This is a genomic window from Kitasatospora sp. NPDC101176, from assembly GCF_044768035.1.
In the GTDB taxonomy this organism is placed as follows: Bacteria; Actinomycetota; Actinomycetes; order Streptomycetales; family Streptomycetaceae; genus Kitasatospora.
On sequence record NZ_JBIWPA010000015.1, the window covers coordinates 115,997 to 142,445 of the forward strand.

The following is a 26,449-nucleotide window of genomic DNA, read 5'->3' on the forward strand; positions in this document are numbered from 1 at the left end:
GGGCGGGGGGCGTCAGGCACGGTCGCCGTCCAGGGCCATCCGGACCAGCTCCTGGACGTCCATGGACGCGATCCCGGCGCCCGCCGAGGTTTCGGCGTCGGTGGGGCCGCCGGCGCCCGGCGCGGAGCCGGTGCCGCCCGGCCCGGCCAGTGCCAGCAGCCGGTCCAGCAGTCCGGCCTCCCGCAGCCGGCCCAGCGGGATGCCGGCCAGCAGCCGGCGCAGCTCCGGATCCCGCCCGGCGGGCGCCGCGGGCGGCTGCTCCCCGGCCGGGACCAGTCGCTCCACCAGGTACGCCGCGACGGCGACCGGGCTCGGGTGGTCGAAGACCAGCGTCGCGGGCAGCCGCAGCCCGGTGACCGCCTTCAGCCGGTTGCGCAGCTCGACCGAGGTCAGCGAGTCGAAGCCGACCTCCTTGAAGGCGCGCTCCGGGTCGACGGCCTCCGGGCCGTCGTGGCCGAGCACCTCCGCCACCCGGGCCCGCACCAGCTCCACCACGGCCGCCTCGCGGTCCTGCGCGCCCAGCAGGGCGAGGCGCCGGCGCAGCGAGTCGGCCTCGGCGGCGTCCGCCGCGGCCGCCGCCCGGCGCGGAGCACCGCGCACCAGCCGCCGGAACAGCGCCGGCACCCCGTCCGGCCCGGAGCCGGCCCGCAGCCGGGCCAGGTCCATCCGCACCGGCAGCAGCAGGGCGTCCGCCGAGCCGAGGGCGGCGTCGAACAGCGCCAGGCCCTCCTCGGCGGAGATCGCCGCGACGCCGCCCCGGTCGAGCCGGCGCAGGTCGGTGGCGTCCAGCGTGCCGGTCAGGGCGCTGCGCTGCTCCCACAGGCCCCACGCCAGCGACTGCCCGGCCAGACCGGCCGCCCGGCGCTGCTGGGCGAGCGCGTCGAGGAAGGCGTTGGCCGCCGCGTAGCCGCCCTGTCCGGCGCTGCCGAACGTCCCGGCCGCCGAGGAGAACAGCACGAAGGCGGCGAGGTCCAGATCGCGGGTCAGCTCGTGCAGGTGCAGCGCCGCGTCCACCTTGGGGCGCAGGACGGTGTCCAGCCGCTCGGGGGTGAGCGAGCCGATCACGCCGTCGTCCAGCACCCCGGCCGAGTGCACCACCGCCGTCAGCGGGTGCGCGGGCGGGACGGCGGCCAGCAGGGCCCGCACCGATTCGCGGTCGGCGACGTCGCAGGCCGCCACCGTCACCGCGGCGCCCAGCGCGCCCAGGTCGGCGGCGAGCGCGACGGCCGCCGGATCCCCGGAGCCGCGTCGGCCGGCCAGCAGCAGGTGCCGCACGCCGTGCGCGGTGACCAGGTGCCGGGCCACCAGGGAGCCCAGCACCCCGCCGGCACCGGTCACCAGCACCGTGCCGCCTTCCGCGGGCGTGAACGGCTGCGGCTCGGGGACCGGGGCCCGCACCAGCCGGGCGGCCAGGACGGCGCCGCCGCGGACGGCGAGCTGCGGTTCGCGCAGCGCGGCCAGGGACGGCGCCAGCGCGGCCAGGCCGTCCGGGTCGTCGGTGTCGACCAGCACGATCCGGTCCGGGTGCTCGGACTGCGCGGAGCGGACCAGGCCCCGCACGGCGGCCGCCACCAGGTCGGCCACCCCCTCGGACGGGCCCGTCGCGACCGCCGAGGAGGTTGCGACGAGCAGCGTCGAGTCGGCCCGGTCCTCGTCCGCCAGCCAGGTCTGGAGCAGCTGCAGGGCTTCCGCCAGCGCGGCCCGCACCGCGGCCGGACCGGACTGCCCGGCCCGCTCGCAGCGGACCAGCACGGCTGTCGAGGCGTCCCGGGGGAGCTCCTCGCCCAGCACGATGCCCGCGCAGGGCCCGTCGGTCGCCACCGGGGAGACGGGCTGCCACTCCAGGCGGAACAGCGAGTCGCCCAGCCCGCTGCCGGCGGCGCGCAGCGCGTCCAGCTCGACCGGCCGGATCACCAGCGCGTCCACCGAGGCGACCGGGCGCCCCTGCGGATCGGCGGCCTCGACCGAGACCGATCCGGTGGCGTCGTAGCCCAGCCGCACCCGCAGCGAGGTCGCACCGGAGGCATGCAACCGGACCCCGGTCCAGGAGAACGGCAGCCGGGCCTTCCCCGGCTCCTCCCGCTGCGCCGCACCGTCCCTGGGCACCAGCCACAGGCCGTGCAGGGCCGCGTCCAGCAGCGCCGGGTGCAGGCCGAACGCGGCCGCCTGGCCGTGTTGGTCCTGCGGCAGCCGCACCTCGGCGAAGACCTCGTCGCCGAGCCGCCAGGCCGCCGTCAGCCCCTGGAACGCGGGGCCGTAGCCGTAGCCGAAGGACTCGAAGCGTTCGTACAGCCCCTCGACCGGGACGGGCACCGCGCCGGCCGGCGGCCAGGGTCGGTCCGCCGACTCCGGTGCCGGAGCGGCCGGTTCGGGCGCCAGGACACCGGTGGCGTGGGGCGTCCACGGCCCGGTCGAGCCCTCCGGCCGGGAGTGGATGTCCAGCGTGCGGTGTCCGGTGGGGTCTGGGGCGGTGGTGCGGATCTGGAGGTGGACGGGGGTGGTGGGGGGGAGGAGGAGGGGGGTTTGGAGGGTGAGTTCGTGGAGGTGGGGGGTGTCGGTTTCGTCGGCGGTGCGGAGGGCGAGTTCGAGGAAGGCGGTGCCGGGCAGGAGGGTGGTGCCGTTGACGGTGTGGTCGGCGAGCCAGGGGTGGGTGTGGAGGGAGAGGCGGCCGGTGAGGAGGGTTTCGCCGGTGTCGGCGATCTCGACGGCCGCGCCCACCAGCGGGTGCCCCGTACTGCCGAGCCCCGCAGCGCTCACGTCGCCGCCGCCTCCGGGCTTCGGCTGGGCCCAGTACGTACGCCGCTGGAACGGGTACGTCGGCAGCTCCGCCCGGGCCCCCTCGCCGACGAACTCGCTCCAGTCGACGGGGAGTCCGTGGGTCCAGGCGTGGGCGAGGGAGGTGAGGTAGCGGGTGCGGTGGCCTTCGTGGCGGCGGAGGGTGGGGATGGCGGTGGCGGTGTCGAGGGTTTCCTCGATGGTGATGGTGAGGACGGGGTGGGGGGTGGTTTCGATGTAGGTGGTGTGGCCGGCTTGGTGGAGTTTCTCCAGGGCTGGTGCGAGGAGGACGGGTTGGCGGAGGTTGGTGTACCAGTAGGCGGTGTCGGGTGGGGTGGTGAGCCAGGTGCCGGTGACGGTGGAGAGCATGGGGATGCGGGGGGTGGTGGCGTCGACGGTGAGGAGTTGGTTCAACTGCTGCTGGAGTCGTTCGACTTGGGGGGAGTGGGAGGCGTAGTCGACGTCGATGGGGCGGTGGCGGATGTCGTGGGCGGTGCAGTGGGTGTGGAGGGCGGTGAGGGCTTGCACGGTGCCGGAGACCACGGTGGTGTGGGGTGAGTTGAGGGCGGCGATGGTGAGGTCGGGTGTCCAGGGGGCGATGAGGTGTTCGGTGTCGGTCTGGGGGAGGTTGATGCTGGTCATGCCGCCGTGTCCGGCGAGGGTGTTGAGGGCTTTGCTGCGGAGGGCGGCGATGCGGGCGCCGTCTTCGAGGGTGAGGGCGCCGGCGACGACGGCTGCGGCGATCTCGCCTTGGGAGTGGCCGATGACGGCGTCGGGGTGGATGCCGTGGTGCTGCCAGAGTGCGGCGAGGGAGACCATGACGGCGAAGAGGGCGGGTTGGATGACGTCGACGCGGTCCAATGGTGCCTGGCTGCGGAGGAGTTCGGTGAGGGACCAGTCGACGTGGGGGGCGAGGGCAATCTCGCAGTCGTTGATGCGTTGGGCGAAGACGGGTTCGGTGTCGAGGAGTTCGGCGGTCATGCCGGCCCATTGGGAGCCCTGGCCGGGGAAGACGAACACCGTCCGGCCGTCCCCGGCGTCCCGGCCCTCCACCCGGTGGGCGGTGCCGCCGACCAGGGCGGCGCGGAGCTGCTCCGGTCCGCCGACCAGCACCGCGCGGTGGGCGAACGCCGTCCGCCCGGCCAGGGTGCGGGCCACCGCCAGCGGGTCGGCGTCCGCGCCGTCCAGGTGCTCGCGCAGCTGCTCGGCCCGGTCGGCCAGGGCCTGCGGGGTGCGGCCGGAGAGCAGCCATGCCACCGGGCCGGCCGGCGGGGTGTCCTGGGCGGGCGGTGCGGGGGCTTCGGCGGGCGGTGCCTCCTCCAGGATGACGTGGGCGTTGGTGCCGCTCATCCCGAACGAGGACACCCCGGCGCGTGCGGGCCGGTCCAGTTCGGGCCACGGGCGGGCGTCGGTGACCAGGGACAGTGCGCCCTGCGTCCAGTCGACCTTGCCGGACGGCCGGTCGACGTGCAGGGTCGCCGGGACGGTGCGGTGGCGCAGCGCCAGCACCGCCTTCATCACCCCGGCGACGCCGGCCGCGGCCTGGGTGTGCCCGATGTTCGACTTCAACGAGCCGACCAGCAGCGGGAGGTGCTCCGGCCGGTCCTGACCGTAGGTGGCGAGCAGGGCCTGGGCCTCGATCGGGTCGCCCAGTGTCGTCCCGGTGCCGTGCGCCTCGACCACGTCGACGTCGGCGGCGGTGAGCCCGGCATCGGCCAGCGCGGCCCGGATGACCCGCTGCTGCGAGGGGCCGTTCGGGGCGGAGAGGCCGTTGCTGGCGCCGTCCTGGTTGACGGCGGAGCCGCGCAGCACGGCGAGCACCGGGTGCCCGTTGCGCCGGGCGTCGGAGAGCCGCTCGACGAGCAGGACTCCGGCGCCCTCCGACATGCCCATCCCGTCGGCGGCGTCCGCGAAGGCCTTGCAGCGGCCGTCCGCGGCGAGGCCCCGCTGCCGGGAGAACCCGACGATCGCTCCGGGCGTGGACATCACCGCGACGCCGCCGACCAGTGCCAGCGAGCAGTCCCCGGCGCGCAGCGCCCGGGCAGCTAGGTGGAGGGCCACCAGGGAGGCCGAGCAGGCGGTGTCGACGGTGATCGCCGGACCCTCCAGGCCGAGGGTGTAGGCGACCCGGCCGGAGACCACGCTGGCGGCGCTGCCGGTGAGCAGGTGGCCCTCGTTCTCGGCGGACTGTGCGACGGCCGCCGCGTAGTCCTGGTAGTTGACGCCGGTGAACACGCCGGTGCTGGTGCCGCGCAGGGCGACCGGGTCGAGGCCGGCCCGTTCGATCGCCTCCCAGGAGGTCTCCAGCAGCAGCCGCTGCTGCGGGTCCATGGCGATCGCCTCGCGCGGCGAGATGCCGAAGAACTCGGCGTCGAAGTCGCCCGCGTCGTGCAGGAAGCCGCCGTGCCGGGTGGTGGAGGTGCCGGGCCGGTCCGGGTCGGGGTCGAACAGGGTGTCGAGTGGCCAGCCGCGGTTGTCCGGGAACCCGGACACGGCGTCGCCGCGGTCGACCAGCAGCTGCCAGAGCTGCTCGGGGGTGCGGACGCCGCCGGGCAGCCGGCAGCCCATGGAGACGATGGCGACCGGTTCGTCGGGCTCGCCGGCCGTTCCGGCGCCCGCCCCGGCCGGGCCGGTGAGCTCGCCGAGCACGGCCGAGCGGATGTGCTCGGCGAGCACGCCCGCCGACGGGTAGTCGAAGACCAGGGTGGCCGGGAGCCGCAGGCCGCTCGCGGTGGTCAGCCGGTTGCGCAGCTCGACGGCGGTCAGCGAGTCGAAGCCCAGCTCCTGGAAGGCGCGCCCGGCCGGGACGGCGTCCGTGGAGCCGTGCCCGAGCACCTCGGCGGCGTGCGTGCGCACCAGGGCGAGCACGATCCGGCTCTGCTCGGCCTCCGGCAGGCCGACCAGGCGGCCGCGCAGCACGGTGGCCGCGGGGGTCGCGGCGGGCGCGGTGCCGGGGGCGGTGAGCGTCCGGACCTCGGGGATGCCGCCGAGCAGCCGGCTGGGCCGCACCGAGGTGAACACCGCGGCGAACTGCGGCCAGTCCACCTCGGCCAGGGCGATCACCGTCTCGTCGTCGTCCAGCGCGTGCTGGAGCGCGAGCACGGCGGGCTCGGGGTCGATCAGCGGCAGGCCCTGGCGCTGCACCCGGTAGAAGTCGGAGTCGTCCACGGTGTCGCGCGCCGCCCACGGGTTGGCGGCCTTCCAGACGCCCCAGTCGACGGTGGTGGCGCCGAGGCCGCGGGAGCGGCGGTGCTCGGCGAGCGCGTCCAGGTAGGCGTTGCCGGCGGAGTAGGCGGCGTGGTTGCTGCTGCCCCACACGCCCGCGATCGAGGAGAACAGCACGAAGGCGTCCAGCTCGCGGTCGAGCAGGGCGTCGAGGTGGGCGGCGCCGGCGGCCTTCGCGGCGACGACCCGTTCGAAGGAGTCCATCGGGGTGCCGTCCAGCGGGGCCAGCTCGATGTAGGCGGCGGCGTGGAAGACCGCCGTGACGGGCTCGCCGCGCTCCTCCAGCCCGGACAGCAGTGCGGCCACCTCGTCGCGGTCCGCCAGGTCGCAGCGGGGCAGGCTCAGCCGGGTGCCCAGTTCGGCCAGTTCGGCGGTGAGTTCGGCCGCTCCGGCGACGTCGGCGCCGCGGCGGCCGGGCAGCACCAGGTGCTCGGCGCCGCCGCGGGCCAGCCAGCGGGCGATGTGCGGGCCGAGTGCCCCCGTCCCGCCGGTCACCAGGACGGTGCCGCGCGGGCGCCAGGTGCGCTCGGGCACGGCCGGGCGGGGCGCCGGGACCAGCCGGCGGGCGTACAGCCCGGCCGGGCGGACCGCGAGCTGGTCCTCGCCGGTGGCCCCGGCCAGCACGGCGCGCAGCGCCGCCAGCGCCCGCCCGTCGAGCACCGGCGGCAGGTCGACCAGGCCGCCCCAGCGGGCGGAGTGCTCCAGCCCGGCGACCATGCCGGTGCCCCAGACGAGGGCCTGGTGCGGGGCGGTCAGCGGGTCGCCGAGGCCGACGGTGACCGCGCCGCCGGTGGCGCACCACAGCGGCGCCGCGACGTCCAGGTCGCCCAGGGCCTGGACCAGGGCCAGGGTGAGGGCGGCCCCGGTGGGCAGCGCGGGGTGCGCCGGGTGCGGGGCGTCGGCCAGGGCCAGCAGGGAGAGCACCCCGGCCGGGGGTTCGGCGACGGCTCCGGCCAGCAGCTCGGCCAGCACCGTGCGGTCCGCCGCCCGGTCGGGCAGCTCGACGACGCGGACGTCCGCGCCTCCCTCGGTCAGCGCCCGCACCGGGGCGAGGACCCGCTCGGACCCGGCGGAGCCGGCGGGTACGGCGACCAGCCAACGGCCGGTCGGGGCGGCGGACGCGGGCTGCGGCACCTGCTGCCACTGGACGCGGTAGCGCCAGGAGTCCAGCGCGTCGCTCTCCCGGCGCTGCCGTCGCCAGGCGCTGAGCGCGGGCAGCACCTCGCCGAGCGAGGCGGCGTCCACGGCGAGGCTGCGGGCGGTCGCGGCCAGGTCGGGTCCTTCGACGAGCTGCCAGAACGCGCTGTCGCCGCCGTCGTCCGCGCCCGGCCGGGCGCCGCCGCCGTCCAGCCAGTAGCGCTGCCGCTGGAAGGCGTAGGTGGGCAGGTCGATCCGGTGCCGGCCGCGGCCGGCGAACACCGCCGGCCAGTCCACCGGCACACCGCGCACCCAGAGTTCGCCGGCCGCGGTGAGCGCGCGGGCGAGGCCGCCCTCCTCGCGCCGCAGGGTGCCCGTGGCCAGCACGCCGGGCGCCCCGGCGGCCTCGGCCCCGTCCAGCACCGGCAGGGTCAGCACGGGGTGCGGGGAGATCTCCAGGAACACGTGGTAGCGCTCCTCGGCGAGTGCCCGCACGGCGGTGTCGAAGCGGACGGTCCGGCGCAGGTTGCGGTACCAGTAGGCGCCGTCCAGCTCCTCGCCGGTCACCCAGCGGCCGTCCACGGTGGAGAACAGCGGAAGCCGCCCGGCCACCGGGCGCAGGCCGTCCAGCAGTGCGGCCAGCTCCTCGCGGATCAGCTCGACCTGGGCCGAGTGCGAGGCGTAGTCCACCGGCACGGTGCGGGCCCGGACCTCCAGGCGGTCGCACTCGGCCAGCAGTTCGGTGAGCGCGGCCGTCTCGCCGGAGACCACCACCGCCGACGGCCCGTTGACGGCCGCCACCGACAGCCGCTCGCCCCAGGGTGCGATCAACTCCTCGACCAGGGCCGGCGGTCGGCCGACGGAGACCATGCCGCCCTGTCCTTCGATGCGGCGCAGGGCTTTGCTGCGCAGGGCGACGACGCGGGCGCCGTCTTCGAGGGTGAGTGCTCCGGCGACGACGGCGGCGGCGATCTCGCCTTGGGAGTGGCCGAGGACGGCGTCGGGGGTGATGCCCCAGGATTCCCAGAGGGTGGCGAGGGAGACCATGACGGCGAAGAGGGCGGGTTGGACGACGTCGACGCGGTCGAGGGGGTCGTGGGTGCGTAGGACGTCGGTGAGGGACCAGTCGACGTGCGCGGCGAGGGCGGCCTCGCAGTCGGCCATGGAGGCGGCGAACACCTCGCTGGAGTCCAGGAGTTCGACGGCCATCCCGGCCCACTGCGCCCCCTGCCCGGGGAACACGAACACCCGCCGCCCGCCGGCGTCGGCGACCCCGCGCAGGACGCCCGGGGACACCTCCCCGGCGGCGAGTGCGGCCAGGCCCGCCGTACGGTCGCCGCCGAGCAGCACCGCCCGCTCCTCGAACGCGCCGCGCCCGGCCAGCGTGCGGGCGACGTCGGCCTGCTCCGGCCCGGCCGTCCGCAGGTGCTCGGCGAGCCGCCCGGCCTGGGCGGCCAGCGCCTCGGCGGACTTCGCCGACAGCGGCCACGGCAGGCCGCCGTCCACCGGGGCCGGCGTGACCGACTCGGTTCCCGGTGCGACCGGCTCCGCGGCCGGGGCCTGCTCCAGCACCGCGTGCACGTTGGTGCCGCTGAAGCCGAAGGAGGAGACGCCCACCCGCCGCGGCCGCCCGGTCGGCGGCCACTCCCGGGCCTCGGTCAGCAGCTCGACCGCGCCGGAGGCCCAGTCGACGTGCGGGGTGCGGTCCTCGGCGTGCAGGGTGCGCGGCAGCACGCCGTGGCGCAGCGCCAGCACCGACTTGATCACCCCGGCCACCCCGGACGCCGCCTGGGTGTGGCCGATGTTCGACTTGAGGGAGCCGAGCCAGAGCGGCCGGTCGGCGTCGCGGTCCTGTCCGTAGGTGGCGAGCAGGGCGTCGGCCTCGATCGGGTCGCCCAGGGTGGTGCCGGTGCCGTGCGCCTCGACCGCGTCCACCTCGGCCGCCGTCAGGCCCGCGTTGGCGAGCGCCTGCCGGATGACCTGCTGCTGCGCCTGCCCGTTCGGCGCGGACAGCCCGTTGCTGGCGCCGTCCTGGTTGACGGCGCTGCCGCGCAGCACCGCCAGCACCGGGTGCCCGTTGCGCCGGGCGTCGGACAGCCGCTCCAACAGGACCACGCCCGCGCCCTCGGCCAGGCCCATCCCGTCGGCGGCCGCGCCGAAGGCCTTGCACCGGCCGTCGGCGGCCAGCCCGCGCTGGCGGGAGAACCCGACGAACACCCCGGGTGTGGCCATCACCGCGACGCCGCCGGCCAGCGCCAGCGAGCAGTCCCCGGAGCGCAGCCCCTGCGCCGCGAGGTGCAGCGCCACCAGCGAGGAGGAGCAGGCCGTGTCGACGGTGACGGCCGGGCCCTGCAGGCCCAGCGTGTAGGCGACCCGGCCGGAGACCACGCTGGCCGCCGCGCCCGCCACCAGGTGCCCCTCGGAGGCGTCCGGCGCGCCCCCGGCCGCGATCGAGCTGTAGTCCTGGTAGTTGACGCCGACGAAGACGCCCGTCCGGCTCTCGCGCAGCCCGGCCGGGTCCAGCCCGGCCCGCTCCAGGGCCTCCCAGGAGGTCTCCAGCAGCAGCCGCTGCTGCGGGTCCATCGCCACCGCCTCGCGGGGGCTGATCCCGAAGAACCCGGGGTCGAAGTCGCCCGCGCCGTACAGGAAGCCGCCCTCCTGCACGTACGAGCGGCCCGGCTGGTCCGGATCGGGGTGGTAGAGGCCCGCGAGGTCCCAGCCGCGGTCGGTGGGCATCGGCCCCACCACGTCGCCGCCGTCCAGGAGCAGCTGCCAGAGCTTGTCCGGGTCGTCGATCCCGCCGGGGAAGCGGCAGCTCATCGCGACGACCGCGATCGGCTCCGCCGGGTCGCCGGGCGCCTCGCGCAGCACGGGTGCGGCCCGGTCCGCGGCGGTGCCGAGCAGGTCGACCCGCAGGGCCTCGCCCAGCGCGTCGGCGGAGGAGTGGTCGAAGACCACGGTGGTGCGCAGCCGCAGTCCGGTCGCCGCGTTGAGCCGGTTGCGCAGCTCCACGGCGATCAGCGAGTCGAAGCCCAGCTCGCGGAAGGGGCGGTCGGCCCGCACCTGCTCGGGCGAGTCGTGGCCGAGCACGTCGGCGGCGTGCCGGCGCACCAGCTCGACCAGGGTGCGCCGGGCCTCGGCCTCGGTGCGGCCGGCGAGGTCGCGCCGCAGCGCTGCGCCGGCCTCGTCGCCGTCCGGCGGCCCGGCCTCGGCGGCGGCCGCGGCGAGGGCCCGGACCTCGGGGATCTCGGAGATCAGCGGGCTGGGCCGCACGGAGGTGAAGACCGGGACGAACCGCTCCCAGTCCACGTCGGCGACCACCACGGTGCGCTCGTCGTCGTCCAGCACCCGCTGCAGGCCGGCGACGGCGAGCCGCGGGTCCATGAACGGGATGCCGCGCTCCAGGAGTTGCTGCTCCAGCTCGCTGGTGGCGAGCCCGCCGCCGGCCGCGCTCCAGATGCCCCAGACCACCGAGGTCGCGGCCAGGCCGCGGGAGCGGCGGTGCTCGGCGAGCGCGTCCAGGTAGGCGTTGGCGGCGGCGTAGGCGCCGTGGTCGGCGCTGCCCCACACGCCGGAGACGGAGGAGAACAGCACGAAGGCGTCCAGGTCGGTGTCCCGGAACACCTCGTCCAGGTTGGCCGCGCCGAGCACCTTGGCCTCCAGGGTGCCCGCGAAGTCGCCCGGCCCGGTGTCGCGGACCTTGCCGAGCCGGACGGCCGCGGCGGTGTGCAGCACCGAGCGGACCGGGTCGCCGGCGGCGGCCAGGCCGTCCACCAGCCCGCGCACCGCGCCCGGATCGGCGAGGTCGCAGGCGGCCAGTGTCACCCGGCAGCCCAGGGCGGTCAGTTCGGCGGCCAACTCGGTTGCGCCGGGCGCCCGTTCACCGCGGCGGCTGACCAGTACCAGGTGCTCGGCGCCGCCGGCGGCGAGCCAGCGGGCCACATGGGTGCCGAGCCCGCCGGTGCCGCCGGTGACCAGGACGGTGCCGCGCGGCCGCCAGGGCCTGGGGTCGGCGGCCTTCGGCGCCCGGACCAGCCGGCGGGCGAAGAGGCCCTCCGGCCGGACGGCCAGCTGGTCCTCCGAACCGTCGCCGGCCAGCACCGCGGCCAGCCGGGCCAGTGCCCGCTCGTCGACCTCCGCCGGCAGGTCGACCAGACCGCCCCACAACGGCGGCTGTTCGAGCGCCACCACCCGGCCGAGCCCCCAGACGAGCGCCTGCACGGGCCGCTGCGGCCCGTCCGCGGCGGACACCGCGACGGCGCCGCGGGTGAGGCTCCACAGCGGGGCCGTGACGTCGAGCTCCAGCAGCGCCCGGACCAGTGCGGTGGTCAGCGCGGTGCCGGCCGGCAGGGCCGGGTGGGCGGGGTGCGGCCGCTCGTCCAGGCCCAGCAGCGAGACCACTCCGGCCAGCGGGGCCCGCCCGTCCAGGGCCGTGCGCAGCCGTGCGGCGAGGGCCGCCGGGTCGCCGTCGGCGTCGTCGGTGCCGTCCAGGGCCAGTGGGACCACCTCGGCGCCGTGCCCGGCGAGCAGGTCGGCGATCCGGTCGGCGATCCCGTCGGCCGGCCCGTCGCCCGCCGCCCGCTCCACCGTGCCCGCCGCGTCGAGCAGGAGCCAGGTGCCCTCCAGCACGCCGGCTTCGGGCTCGCCGAGCGGCTTCCAGCCGACCCGGTAGCGCCAGCCGTCCAGGACCGCCCGGTCCTGCCGGTGCCGGCGCCAGCGGGCCAGCGGCGCCAGCACCTCCTGCCAGGAGTCCGGCGCGACCCCGAGGGTGGTCGCCACCGTCTCGGCGTCCTCCCGCTCCACGGCCGCCCAGAACGCCGCGTCCGCCGGATCGGCGGTGCCCACGGCGGCGGCCGGCTCCAGCCAGAACTGCCGGTTCTGGAAGGCGTACGTGGGCAGCTCCACCGCGACGGGCCGGTGCGGGGCGAAGGCCGGGGCCCAGTCCACCGGCAGCCCCCGCACCTGCGCCTCGGCGAGGGCCCGCAGCATCGCGCCGGGCCCGCCCTCGTCGCGGCGCAGCGTGCCGAGCACCACGGTGTCGGGGTGCCCGAGGTCCTCGGCGACGGCCTGCACCGGCACCGTCAGCACCGGATGCGGGCTGACCTCGACGAACACCGCGGGGCCGGACACCAGCAGCGACCGCACGGCCGCCTCGAAGTCCACCGTCTCGCGCATGTTGCGGAACCAGTAGGCGGCGTCCAGCTCCGCCGTGTCCAGCCGCCCGCCGGTCACGGCGGAGTGGAACGGCACGCCGGAGCTGCGCGGCCGCAGCCCGGCCAGCGAGGCCAGCAGGCCCTCGCGCAGCCCGTCCATGTGCGCGGAGTGCCCGGCCACGTCGGCGGCGACCGCGCGGGTCCGGATGCCGGCGGCCGTGCACTCGGCGACCAGCTCGGCGACGGCCGCCGGGTCACCGGAGACCACCACGGAGGCCGGGCCGTTCACGGCGGCCACCGACAGCCGCCCCCGCCAGCGGCGCAGCCGCTCCCGCGCCGCGTCCGCCGACAGCTGCACGGCCGTCATCGCCCCGGTGCCGGACAGCCGCGCCTGGGCGAGGCTGCGCAGCGCGACGATCCGCGCCGCGTCCGCCAGGTCGAGGCCGCCCGCCACGTACGCGGCCGCCACCTCGCCCTGGGAGTGGCCCGTCACCGCGTCCGGGCGGACCCCGTGGGACTGCCACAGCTCGGCCAGCGACACCATCACCGCGAACAGCGCGGGCTGCACCACGTCGATCCGGTCCAGCGGTGCGGCGCCCGGCTCGTCCCGCAGCACCGCGGTCAACGACCAGTCCAGGTGGGGCTCCAGGGCCTCCGCGCAGGCCGCCACCGACCGGGCGAACACCGGGGCCGAGGCCATCAGGCCGCGGGCCATGCCCAGCCACTGCGAGCCCTGGCCGGGGAAGACGAACACCGTCCGGGCGTCCTCGCCGCCCGCCCGTCCGGTCGTCAGGGTCGGTGCGGACACGCCCTCGGCGAGCGCGCTCAGGCCCTGCAGCAGCTCGGCGGGCTCGGAGCCGACCAGCACCGCCCGGTGCTCGAACACGGAGCGGGTGGTGGCCAGCGCGAAGCCGACGTCCGCCGGGCGCAGCTCGGGGCGGGCCGAGACCCGCGCGGCCAGCCGGGCGGCCTGCGACCGCAGCGCCTCAGGGCTCTGCCCGGACAGGGCCCACGGCACCGGCGCCCCGGTGGCGGCGGGCCCGCCCGTGGCCGGGGCGGCCGGCTCCGGCTCCGGGGCCTCCTCCAGGACCACGTGCGCGTTGGTGCCGCTCATCCCGAAGGAGGAGACGCCGGCCCGGCGCGGCCGGTCCGTCCGCGGCCAGGGCCGGGCCCTGGTGAGAAGCTCCACCGAGCCGGCCGACCAGTCCACGTGCGGGGTCGGCGCGTCCACGTGCAGGGTGCGCGGCAGCACCCCGTGCGCCATCGCCAGCACCATCTTGATCACCCCGGCGACGCCGGCGGCGGCCTGGGTGTGGCCGATGTTCGACTTCAGCGAGCCGAGCCAGAGCGGCCGGTCGGCGTCGCGGTCCTGGCCGTAGGTGGCCAGCAGCGAGTCCGCCTCGATCGGGTCGCCGAGTCGGGTGCCGGTGCCGTGCGCCTCGACCGCGTCCACGTCCGCGGTGCTCAGCCCGGCGTCGGCCAGCGCCGCCTGGATGACCCGCTGCTGGGACGGCCCGTTGGGGGCGGTGAGCCCGTTGCTGGCGCCGTCCTGGTTGATCGCGCTGCCGCGCAGCACCGCCAGCACCGGGTGCCCGTTGCGCCGCGCGTCCGACAGCCGCTCCACCAGCAGGACGCCGACGCCCTCGCCCCAGCCGGTGCCGTCCGCCGCGGCCGCGAAGGGCTTGCACCGGCCGTCCGCCGCCATGCCGCCCTGCCGGGCGATCTCCAGGAACGCGCCCGGCAACGCCATCACGTTCGCCCCGCCGACCAGCGCCAGCGAGCACTCCCCGGCGCGCAGCGCCTGGGCTGCCAGGTGCAGCGCGACCAGCGAGGCCGAGCAGGCGGTGTCCACGCTCAGCGACGGCCCCTCCAGCCCCATCGCGTAGGACACCCGGCCGGACAGCACGCTGATCGCGTTGCCCGTCATCAGGAAGCCGCGGACCGCCTCGGGGGCGGTGCGGCCGAGCGTGCCGTACCCCTGGTCGACCGCCGTGACGTACACCCCGGTCGCACTGCCGCGCAGCGAGACCGGGTCGATGCCGGCCCGCTCGACCGCCTCCCAGCAGGCGAGCAGCAGCAGCCGCTGCTGCGGGTCCATCGCCAGCGCCTCACGGGGGCTGATCCCGAAGAACGCCGGGTCGAAGCCGCCCGCGTCGGACAGGAACGCGCCGCGGGCCGGGGCGCCGCTCGCGGACAGGTCGGACAGCTCCCAGCCGCGGTCCGCCGGCAGGCCCGTCATCGCGTCCCGGTCCGCGGCGAGCAGCTCCCACAGGTCCTCCGGGGTGCTGACACCGCCCGCGAAGCGGCAGCTCATCGAGACGACGGCGATCGGCTCGCGGCTGCGCGCCTCGGCGTCCCGCAGCCGCTGCTTCGTCTGCTGGAGGTCGATCGTCACGCGGTTGAGGTAGTCACGCAGCTTCTGCTCGCTCACGGGGTTCCTGCACCTTCGTTTCGGGAGGCGTCACGTTTCGGGTCGGCGTCGGGGACCGCGGGACGCCGGGGGGCGGATCGGGGGCGGGTCGGAGGTGGGATCACCCGCCCGCGCCGGGGGGACTCACGGGCCGCCCAGCTCTCGGTCGATCAGTTCGAAGATCTCGTCGTCGGTCGCGGCGACGATCCTGGTCGCCGCCTCGCTCTGCTCGCCGTTGCGGGAGAGCACCTCGCGCAGCCGCCGGTCCACCTCCAGCCGGACCGGCTCGTCCGCCGGCAGCTCCGCCACCAGCGCCTCCAGCCGCTCCAGACCGGCCAGGACGGAGGCCGCGGCGTCCCCACCGCGGCCCGAGCGGTCCGGCCCGGCGGCGGCGCCCAGGTGACGGGCCAGCGCCTCCGGCGTCGGGTAGTCGAACACCATCGCGGCGGGCAGGCGCACGCCCGTCGCGGCCACCAGCCGGTTGCGCAGCTCCACCCCGGTCAGCGAGTCGAACCCGAGGTCCTTGAACGGCCGGGCGGGCCGCACCCGCTCCGGCGTGGCGTGCCCCAGGACCGCCGCGGCGTGCCCGCGCACCAGCTCCAGCAGCAGCCGGTGGGCCTCCGGCTCCGGCAGCGCCGCCAGCCGCGACACCAGGGACTCGGCGCCCCCGGCAGGCAGACCGGCCGGGCCGCCCGCCGCATTGCGCAGCCGCGGCCGGCGCACCAGCCCGCGCAGCACCGCCGGGACGCGACCGTCCGCCCCGCCCCGCTCCAGCCGGGCGGCCAGCAGGTACGGGTCCGGGGCCGCGAGGGCGGCGTCGAACAGGGCCAGGCCCTGCGCCGTGGACAGCGCACCCGCCCCGCCTCGCGTCGCCGGGCCGGCTGCCGGGCCGCCGGCGGTGTCGGGCAGCAGGCCCGCGGTGAGCGCGCTGCGCTCCGCCCACAGCCCCCAGCCGATCGACACCCCCGGCAGGCCGGCCGCCCGCCGCCGGGCGGCCAGGGCGTCCAGCGCGGCGTTGGCGGCCGCGTAGTTGGCCTGCCCCGGCGTGCCCAGCAGCCCGGCCCCGGAGGAGAACAGCACGAAGGCCGCCAGGTCCAGACCCGCCGTCAGCTCGTCCAGCGCGATCGCCGCGTCCGCCTTCGGCCGCAGCACCCGGGCCAGCCGCTCCTCCGTCATCGACTCCGCGAGCCCGTCCGCCAGCACGCCGGCCGCGTGCACCACGGCCGTCAGCGGATGCTCCTTCTCCACCCCGGCCAGCAGCTCCGCCAGCTGCGCCCGGTCGCCCACGTCACAGGCCACCGCGGTGGCCCGCACGCCCAGCCCGGCGAGCTCGGCCACCAGTGCGTCCGCGCCCTCGGCCGCCGGCCCCCGACGGCTCGCCAGCACCAGGTGCCGCACGCCGTGCCCGGTGGCCAGGTGCCGGGCCACCAGCGCGCCCAGGGTGCCGGTGCCACCGGTGACCAGCACGGTCCCGTCCCGGTCCAGCGGCGCGGGCAGCAGCAGGACGTTCTTGCCGACGTGCCGGGCACCGGCCAGGAACCGGAACGCCTCGGTGGCCTCCCGCACGTCCCAGCAGGTCAGCGGCAGCTCGGTGAGCACCCCGCGCTCGAACAGGGCGAGGATCTCGGTCAGCATCTCGCCGATCCGCTCCGGACCGGCCTCCATCAGGTCGAACGCCCGGTACGCAACCCCCGGGTGCTCGGCGGCGACCCGCGCGGAGTCCCGGATGTCCGTCTTGCCGAGCTCCAGGAAGCGGCCCGCGCCCGTCAGCAGCCGCAGCGAGACGTCCACGAACTCGCCGGCCAGGCAGTTCAGCACCAGGTCCACGCCCCGCCCGACGGTGGCCGCCAGGAAGCGGTCCGCGAACTCCAGGGTGCGCGAGGAGGCCAGCCGGTCCCCGTCCAGCCCGGCGGCGCGCAGCGCGTCCCACTTGTGCGGGCTGGCCGTGCCGAACACCTCGGCCCCCGCGTGCCGGGCCAGCTGGACGGCGGCCATCCCGACCCCGCCCGCGGCGGCGTGCACCAGCACGGACTCGCCGCGCCGCAGCCCGCCCAGGTCGAACAGCCCGTAGTAGGCGGTCAGGAACACCACCGGCACCGACGCGGCCCGCGCGAACGACCAGCTGTCCGGGATCCGCACCACCGTCCGGTGGTCCGCCACGGCCACCGGTCCGAACGCCGAGCCGAAGATCCCCATCACCCGGTCGCCCGGGCGCAGGTCCGCGACGGCGGCGCCGACCTCCAGGACCACGCCCGCGCCCTCGCTGCCGAGACCCTGCTGGTCCGGCGTCAGCCCGAGGGTGACGGCCACGTCCCGGAAGTTCACCCCGGCCGCCCGAACCGCGATCCGCACCTCGCCCGCGCCGAGCGGCGCCGACGCGGCGGTGCCCGGCGCCGGCGTCAGGTCCTCCAGGGTGCCGGTGCCGGAGGTCTCCAGCCGCCAGCCCCCGTCCGCGGGAGGGGTCGGCAGGCCCGGGCGGGCGGCCGCCGCCAGACGCGGCACCAGCAGCTCCCCGCCGCGCAGCGCGAGCTGCGGCTCGGCCTCGACCGGGAGCGCGGCGGGCAGCGCCTCGTCGTCGGTGTCGACCAGTACGATCCGGTCCGGGTGCTCGCTCTGCACACTGCGCAGCAGCCCCCAGACCGCCGCCTGCGCGAGGTCGACCGGGCCGGGCTCGCGCCCGGTGCGGACGGCGCCCCGGGTCCGGAGCACCAGCCGGGAGGCGGCGAAGCGCTCCTCGGCCAGCCAGTCCCGGACCAGGGCGAGCGCCCGGGCGACCGTCCGGTGCAGGCGGACGGCCTCGTCGCCGTCCCCGGACCGCTCGTCGCCGCCGTCCGTCCGCTCCTCGCCGGCAGGGCAGTCGGCGAGCACGAGGGAGGGCGCCGGGTCCTGCGGGCGCAGCGCGTCCAGGGCGGCCCAGGCGGTGCCCGGCGAGGCCTCCGCCGGGCGCCAGTCCAGCCGGAACAGGCTGTCCGCACCGGCCCGGTCGCCGGCGAGCGCGTCCGCCCGCACCGGACGCAGGGTCAGCGAGTCCACGGACAGCACCGGCCGGCCCGCCAGGTCGTAGGCCGAGAGCGACACGGCCTCCGGGCCGTCGGAGCCGATCCGCACCCGCAGGGAGGTGGCGCCCGACGCGTGCGCGGTCACCCCGTTCCAGCTGAACGGCAGCCGGGCCACCCCGTCCCGGTCCGCGAGCAGCGCGCACGCCTGCAGGGCCGCGTCCAGCAGCGCCGGGTGCACCGTGCAGCCCGCCGCGTCGGCCTGCTGGGCAGCAGGAAGGACGAGCTCCGCGAAGACCTCGTCCTCACCGAGCCGCCAGGCCGCCGTCAGCCCCCGGAACGCCGGACCGTAGCCGAAACCGGCCTCGGCGAAGCGCTCGTACAGGTCGTCCAGCTCGACGGGGACCGCCCCGGTGGGCGGCCAGCCGATCAGGTCGGGGCCGGGCTGCTGCGGCGCCTCGGGGGCGAGCACGCCGGTGGCGTGCAGGGTCCACTCCTGGCCGTCCTCCGCGCGGGAGGACACCGTGAGCGTGCGGTGTCCGGTGGGGTCGGGGGCTCCTGTGCGGATCTGGAGGTGGACGGGGGTGGTGGGGGGGAGGAGGAGGGGGGTTTGGAGGGTGAGTTCGTGGAGGTGGGGGGTGTCGGTTTCGTCGGCGGTGCGGAGGGCGAGTTCGAGGAAGGCGGTGCCGGGCAGGAGGGTGGTGCCGTTGACAGTGTGGTCGGCGAGCCAGGGGTGGGTGTGGAGGGAGAGGCGGCCGGTGAGGAGGGTCTCGCCGGTGTCGGCGATCTCGACGGCCGCGCCCACCAGCGGGTGCCCCGTACTGCGCAGGCCGGACGAGACGACGTCCCGGTTGCTGGTCGGTGCGTCCAGCCAGAACCGCTGCTCCTGGAAGGGGTAGGTGGGGAGGTCGGTGTGGTGTCCGGTGAGGTGCCAGTGGACGGGGAGTCCGTGGGTCCAGGCGTGGGCGAGGGAGGTGAGGTACCGGGTGCGGTGGCCTTCGTGGCGGCGGAGGGTGGGGATGGCGGTGGCGGTGTCGAGGGTTTCCTCGATGGTGATGGTGAGGACGGGGTGGGGGGTGGTTTCGATGTAGGTGGTGTGGCCGGCTTGGTGGAGTTTCTCCAGGGCTGGTGCGAGGAGGACGGGTTGGCGGAGGTTGGTGTACCAGTAGGCGGTGTCGGGTGGGGTGGTGAGCCAGGTGCCGGTGACGGTGGAGAGCATGGGGATGCGGGGGGTGGTGGCGTCGACGGTGAGGATCTGGTTCAACTGCTTTTGGAGTCGGTCGACTTGGGGGGAGTGGGAGGCGTAGTCGACGTCGATGGGGCGGTGGCGGATGTCGTGGGCGGTGCAGTGGGTGTGGAGGGCGGCGAGTGCTTGCACGGTGCCGGAGACCACGGTGGTGTGGGGGGAGTTGAGGGCGGCGATGGTGAGGTCGGGTGTCCAGGGGGCGATGAGGTGTTCGGTGTGGGTCTGGGGGAGGTTGATGCTGGTCATGCCGCCCTGGCCTTCGAGGCTGCGCAGGGCTTGGCTGCGCAGGGCGGCGATGCGGGCGCCGTCTTCGAGGGTGAGGGCGCCGGCGACGACGGCTGCGGCGATTTCGCCTTGGGAGTGGCCGATGACGGCGTCGGGGTGGATGCCGTGGTGCTGCCAGAGCGCGGCGAGCGAGAGCATTACTGCGAAGAGGGCGGGTTGGATGACGTCGACGCGGTCCAATGGTGCGTGGCTGCGGAGGAGTTCGGTGAGGGACCAGTCGACGTGTGGGGCGAGTGCGGTCTCGCAGTCGGTGATGCGTTGGGCGAAGACGGGTTCGGTGTCGAGGAGTTCGGCGGCCATGCCGGCCCATTGGGAGCCCTGGCCGGGGAAGACGAACACCGTCCGGCCGCTGGGACCTTGGCTGGTGGCCTGGGTGAGGGCGGGGTGGGGTTCGCCGGTGGCGAGGGCGTGCAGGGCGGCGGCGCGGGTGTCGTGGTCGCCGACGACCACCGCACGGTGCTCGAAGGCCCTGCGGTTCGCCAGGGTGGCGGCCGCGTCCGCCGGATCGGCTTCCACCGCGGCGAGTTGACGGGCGGCGTCGCGCAGGGCCTCCGGTGAGCGTGCCGACAGCACCCACGGCAGCACGCCGTCGCCGGTTTCGCCCGAGCCGGAGTCCCGTTCCGCGGGGGCTTCCTCCAGGACGACGTGGGCGTTGGTGCCGCTGACGCCGAAGGAGGAGACGCCCGCCCGTCGCGGCCGTCCGTCGGTGTCCCAGCTCCGGGCCTCGGTGAGCAGTTCGACCGCCCCCGCCGACCAGTCGATGTGCGGGGACGGCGCGTCCACGTGCAGGGTCTTCGGCAGGACGCCGTTGCGCATGGCCTGCACCATCTTGATCACCCCGCCGACCCCGGCCGCCGCCGAGGTGTGGCCGAGGTTGGACTTGAGCGAGCCGAGCCACAGCGGCCGGCCCTCCGGCCGGTTCTGCCCGTAGGCGGCGAGGACGGCCTGCGCCTCGATCGGGTCGCCGAGCCGGGTGCCGGTGCCGTGGCCCTCGACGGCGTCGACCTCGGCGGCGGTGAGTCCGGCGTCGGCCAGCGCGGCCCGGATGACGCGTTGCTGGGAGGGGCCGTTGGGGGCGGTGAGCCCGTTGCTGGCGCCGTCCTGGTTGATCGCGGTGCCGCGCAGCACCGCGAGGACCGGGTGCCCGTTGCGCCGGGCGTCGGAGAGCCGCTCCAGGAGCAGGATGCCCGCGCCCTCGCCGAAGCCCGTCCCGTCGGCCGCCTCGGCGTACGGCTTGCAGCGGCCGTCGGGTGCCAGTCCGCCCTGGCGGCTGAACTCCACGAACAGTTCGGGGCTGGACATCACGGTGACGCCGCCGGCGAGGGCGAGGTCGCACTCGCCGTGCCGCAGTGCCCGGGCGGCCAGGTGGAGGGCGACGAGGGAGGAGGAGCAGGCGGTGTCGACGGTGACGGCCGGGCCCTCCAGCCCGAACACGTAGGCCAGCCGGCCGGAGACGATGCTGCCGGAGTTGCCGGTGCCGAGGAAGCCCTCGACCTCCTCGGGGATGTGCGGCAGCAGCCGGGCGGCGTAGTCCTGCTGCATCAGCCCGACGAACACACCGGCTGCCGTGCCGTGCAGTCCGGTCGGGTCGATCCCGGCCCGCTCGAAGGCCTCCCAGGCGATCTCCAGCAGCAGCCGCTGCTGCGGGTCCATGGCGATCGCCTCGCGCGGCGAGATGCCGAAGAACTCGGCGTCGAAGTCGCCCGCGGCGTCGAGGAATCCGCCTTCCCGGGCGTAGGAGGTGCCGCGGTGGTCGGGGTCGGGGTGGTAGAGCTCGTCCAGGTCCCAGCCGCGGTCCGTGGGGAACGGGGAGATGCCGTCGGCGCCGTCGGCGACCAGGCGCCACAGGTCCTGCGGGGAGCGGACGCCGCCGGGGTAGCGGCAGCCCATCGCGACGACGGCCACCGGGTCCTCTCCGGTGGCCCGGGCCACCGGTCGGGCTGCTGCGGCTGCTGCGGCGCGGTCGCCGGTCAGCTCGGTGCGCAGGAAGGCGGCGAGCACGGCCGGGGAGGGGTGGTCGAAGACGAGAGTGGCGGGCAGCCGCAGCCCGGTCGCGGTGCTCAGCCGGTTGCGCAGGTCCACCGCGGCGAGGGAGTCGAAACCGAGGTCGCGGAACGCCCGCCCGGTCTCGACGGCCTCCGGGGAGGCGTGGCCGAGGACCGCGGCGACGTGGGTGCGGATCAGGGCGAGCAGCCGGGCCGACTGCTCGGCGGCCGGGAGGGCGGCCAGCAGGCCGGCGAGCGAGCCGTCGGCGGCGGTGGCCCGCGCGGCGACCCGGCGGGCCGGTCCGCCGGCCAGTCCGCGCAGCAGGGCCGGGACGGGACCGGTCGCGGCCCGGGCGCGCAGCGCGGCGCTGTCGATCCGGATCGGGACGAGCGCCGGCAGGTCGCTGGTGAGCGCGGCGTCCAGCAGGGCCAGGCCCTGCGCGGTGGTCAGGGCGGGCAGGCCGGAGCGGGCCAGCCGCCGTTCGTCGGCGGCGTCCACCCCGCTGGTGAGGGCGCTGCGCTGCTCCCACAGCGTCCACGCCAGCGACTGCCCGGCGAGGCCGTGGGCGCGCCGGTGCTGGGCGAGGGCGTCCAGCTGGGCGTTGGCGGCCGCGTAGTTGGCCTGGCCGGGGCCGCCGAAGACGCCGGCCGCCGAGGAGAACAGCACGAACGCGGCGAGCGGCAGCTCCCGGGTCAGTTCGTGCAGGTGCTGGGCGGCTTCGGCCTTGGGGGCGAGCACGGTGTTCACCCGTTCGGGGGTGAGCGCGGTGACGACGCCGTCGTCGAGCGCACCGGCGGCGTGCACGACGGCGGTGAGCGGGCGCTCCGCGGGGACGCCGGCGAGCAGTGCGGCCACCGCGGCCCGGTCGGTGAGGTCGCAGGCCGTGACGGTCACCGTGGCGCCGAGCGCGGCGAGTTCGTGGGCGAGGTCGGCGGCGCCGGGCGCCTCCGGTCCGCGCCGGCCGGTCAGCAGCAGGTGCCGGACGCCGTGGCGGGTGACGAGGTGCCGGGCCACCAGCGCGCCGAGGGTGCCGGTGCCGCCGGTGACCAGGACGGTGCCGTCCGGGTCGAAGGCGGTCGGGTGCCCCTCGGCGGCCGTGGCGCGTACCAGCCGGGGGGCGAGCAGGGTGCCGCCGCGGACGGCCAGCTGGTCCTCGTCGGCGAGGGCGGCGGCCGCGGCGGGGAGCAGGTCGGCCTGGTCCGCGGGCAGGTCCAGCAGCCCGAACCGGCCGGGGTGTTCGGCCAGGGCCGAGCGGACCAGGCCCCAGACGCCGCTGTGGGCGAGGTCCGGCACGTCCTCCGCGGGGCCGGCGGCGACCGCGCCGTCCGTCACGAACACCAGCCGGGAGCCGGTGTACCGGTCGTCGGCGAGCCAGCGCTGCACGAGGGCGAGCGCCCGGTGCACGGCCTCCCGGGCGGTCGGCGCGCCGGCCGCCGGGACCAGGACCACCGGGGGCACCTCCTCGCCGAGCTCGGCCGGATCGGCGACGAGGAGGTGTCCGGCGGCCTCGCGGGCCGGTGGGACGGGGCTCCACTCCACCCGGTGGAGCGTGGGGTCGAAGGCCGGCGGCGCGGCGGTGTCGGGAGCCGGGCGCAGCGCCAGGGACGCCACGGTGGCCACCGGGGCTCCGGCCGGGTCGGCGAGTGCGAGGGCGAGCGTGTCGGGCCCGGTCGGGGTGATCCGCAGCCGCACGGCGGTGGCCCCGGAGGCGTGCAGGGTGACCCCGGACCAGCTGAACGGCATCCGGGCGGTGGCGTCCGGGCCGAGCCCGGTGGCGTGGAGCGCGGCATCCAGCAGCGCCGGGTGCAGCCCGAACCGGGCCGCCTGCGCGTGCTGGTCCGGCGGCAGCACGGCCTCGGCGCAGATCTCCCCGTCGGCCTGCCAGGCCGCGGTCAGGCCCTGGAAGGCGGGCCCGTAGGCGAAGCCGGCCTCGGCGAAGCGCCCGTACAGGCCGTCCAGGTCGAAGGGGACGGCGCCGGGCGGCGGCCAGGTGCCGTCCGTGGCGGCCGGTTCGGGCGCGGTGGCGGCGGTGAGCAGTCCTCCGGCGTGCCGCACCCAGGTGCCGTCCGGCTCGTCGTCGGTGCGGGAGTGCAGGCTGACCGGCCGGTCGCCGTGCCCGTCCGGGGCGCCGACGGCCAGGCGCAGCAGCACCCCGCCCTGCTCGGGCAGCACCAGCGGCGCCCCGAGGGTGAACTCCCGGACGCCGGGGAGGCCGACCTGGTCGCCGGCCCGGACGGCCAGTTCCAGGAAGGCCGTTCCCGGCAGCAGGATCCGCCCGCGCACGGCGTGGTCGGCCAGCCAGGGGTGGGTGTGGGCCGAGAGCCGGCCGGTGAACACGACCCCGTCCTGGTCGGCGAGGGTGACCATGGCGGCGAGCAGCGGGTGGTCGGCGGCCTCCAGCCCGGCGGCGGTGAGGTCGCCGGGGGCGGCCGAGGTGTCGTCCAGCCAGTAGTCCTCGCGCTGGAAGGCGTAGGTGGGCAGGTCGGTGCGGGCCGGGCGGCCGCCGAAGACGGCGTCCCAGTCGATCGCGGCGCCGCGCAGGTGCAGTTCGCCGAGCGAGGCGAGCAGCCGGGCCGGGCCGCCCTCGCCGCGGCGCAGGGTGCCGACGGCCAGGGCGTCCGCGCCGGCGGTGTCGGCGGTTTCCTGGACGGCGGGGACGAGCACCGGGTGCGGGCTGGCCTCGACGAACACCTGGTGGCCGTCGGCGAGCAGGGCCCGGGTGGCCTGTTCGAACTCCACCGTGTGTCGCAGGTTGCGGTACCAGTACCCGGCGTTCAGCTCCTCGCCGCCCAGCAGGCCGCCGGTGACGGCGGAGTAGAACGGCAGCGCGCAGGGGCGCGGGGCGATCCCGGCGAGCTCGTGGAGCAGTTCCGCCTCGATCGCGGCGACCTGTGGGCCGTGCGAGGCGTAGTCGACCTGCACCATCCGGGCCCGGCCGCCGTCGGCGGTGACCCGTTCCAGCAGGTCCGCGAGGGCCGCGGGCTCGCCGGAGACCACCACCGAGGAGGGGCCGTTCACGGCGGCGAGCGCCAGCCGCTCCCCGTACGGGGCGATCCGGGCCCGGACCAGGTCGGCGGGCAGCGAGACGGACAGCATTCCGCCGTGCCCGGCGAGCGCGCGCAGGGCCCGGCTGCGCAGGGCGACGACGCGGGCGCCGTCCTCCAGGGTGAGGGCGCCGGCGACGACCGCGGCGGCGATCTCCCCCTGGCTGTGCCCGGCGACGGCGGCCGGCACCACGCCGTAGGAGGCCCAGAGCGCGGCCAGTGACACCATGACGGTGAACAGCAGCGGCTGCACCTCGTCGACCCGCTCGGTGTCCGCGCCGGAGCGCAGCACCTCCAGCGGGGAGCGGTCCAGCCAGGGGGCGAGCGCCGCGGCGCACTCGCGCATCCGCTCGGCGAACACCGGTGCGGTGTCCAGCAGTTCGAGGGCCATGCCGGGCCACTGGGAGCCCTGGCCGGGGAAGAGCAGGGCGACGGCGCCGCCGGAGCCGGCCCGGCCGCGCAGCACGCCGGGTGCCTCGCGGCCGTCGGCGAGCGCGGCGAGGGCGTCGAGGAGGGCGTCCCGGCCGGCGCCGACCAGGACGGCGCGGTGCTCCAGCGCGGCCCGGCCGGTGGCCAGCGCGTGCCCGACCTCGGCCGGGGTCGCGTCCGGACGGTCGGTCAGGTGGGCGTGCAGCCGCGCGGCCTGGGCGCGCAGGGCGTCGGCGGTGTGGCCGGACAGCACCCACGGCAGGGTGGCCGGCGGGCCGGCCGGCCCGGTGGCCCCGGTGAGCTCGCCGTCCCCGGCGGGAGCGGCCTCGGTGGGGCCGTCCCCGGCGGGTGCGGCCTGTTCGAGCACCACGTGCCCGTTGGTGCCGCTGACCCCGAAGGAGGACACCGCGGCCCGGCGGGGGCGGCCGGTCTCCGGCCACGGGGTGGGCGAGGTCACCAGCCGGACGGCCCCGTCCGTCCAGTCCACCTGGGGGGTCGGCCGTTCGGCGTGCAGGGTGGGCGGGACGACGCCGTGCCGCATGGCCTGCACCATCTTGATCACCCCGCCGACGCCGGCGGCGGCCTGGGTGTGGCCGAGGTTGGACTTGAGCGAGCCGAGCAGCAGCGGCCGGTCCTCGGGCCGGTCCTGCCCGTAGGTGGCGAGCAGGGCCTGCGCCTCGATCGGGTCGCCGAGCGGGGTGCCGGTGCCGTGCGCCTCGACCACGTCGACGTCGGCGGTGGTCAGCCGGGCGGCGGCCAGCGCCTGCCGGATGACCCGCTGCTGGGCGGGCCCGTTGGGGGCGGTCAGCCGGCTGCTGGCGCCGTCCTGGTTGACGGCGGTGCCGCGGACCAGCGCCAGGACGGGGTGCCCGTGGCGGCGGGCGTCGGAGAGCCGCTCCAGCAGCAGCAGGCCGACGCCCTCGCCCCAGCCCGTCCCGTCGGCCTCGGCCGAGAAGGACTTGCAGCGGCCGTCGGCGGCCAGCCCGCCCTGACGGCTCATCTCCACGAACGGCACCGGCGTGGACATCACCATCGCGCCGCCGGCCAGCGCCAGCGTGCACTCCTGCTGGCGCAATGCCTGGCAGGCCAGGTGGATCGCCACCAGCGAGGAGGAGCAGGCGGTGTCGACGCTGAGCGCGGGCCCCTCCAGCCCGAAGGTGTAGGCGACCCGGCCGGAGGCGACGCTGTCGGAGCTGCCGCTGCCGAGGTAGCCGGCCACGTCGTCCGGGACCTGCCGGAGCCGTACGGCGTAGTCCTGGTACATCACGCCGGCGAAGACGCCGGTGCGGCTGCCGCGCAGGGTGGCCGGGTCGATCCCGGCCCGCTCGAACGCCTCCCAGCCGGTCTCCAGCAGCAGCCGCTGCTGCGGGTCCATGGCCAGCGCCTCGCGCGGGGAGATCCCGAAGAAGCCCGGATCGAAGGCGCCGACGCTGTCCAGGAAGCCGCCCTCGCCCGCGTAGCTGGTCCCGGGCCGCTCCCGGCTCTCGTCGACCAGCGCGGCGAGGTCCCAGCCGCGGTCGGCGGGGAAGGGCGCCACGGCGTCGGTGCCGGCGGCGACCAGCTCCCACAGCTCCTCGGGGGAGGCGACCCCGCCGGGGTAGCGGCAGCTCATCGAGACGATTGCGATCGGCTCGTGGCCGCCCGCCTCGACCTCGGCCAGCCGTCGGCGGGTGTGGTGCAGGTCGGCCGCCACCCGCTTGAGGTAGTCGCGCAGCTTGTCGTCATTCACCGGTGCAGGTCACCTTCGTCGTCGTCGGCAGGGG

Annotated in this window: 2 protein-coding genes; both read right to left on the bottom strand. The window is 76.9% G+C overall.

The genetic code is table 11. From position 1 onward, the window contains the following. Positions 1-12: 12 nt before the first annotated feature. Positions 13-14,721, bottom strand: coding sequence for a type I polyketide synthase (locus tag ACIRS1_RS21615; RefSeq protein ID WP_402842214.1), 14,709 nt, complete (start codon positions 14,719-14,721; stop codon positions 13-15). Between the two features lie 123 nt (positions 14,722-14,844). Continuing rightward, positions 14,845-26,415 (bottom strand): SDR family NAD(P)-dependent oxidoreductase, encoded by an 11,571-nt coding sequence (locus ACIRS1_RS21620; RefSeq protein ID WP_402842217.1) that lies wholly within the window; start codon positions 26,413-26,415, stop codon positions 14,845-14,847. Between the last annotated feature and the right edge of the window lie 34 nt (positions 26,416-26,449).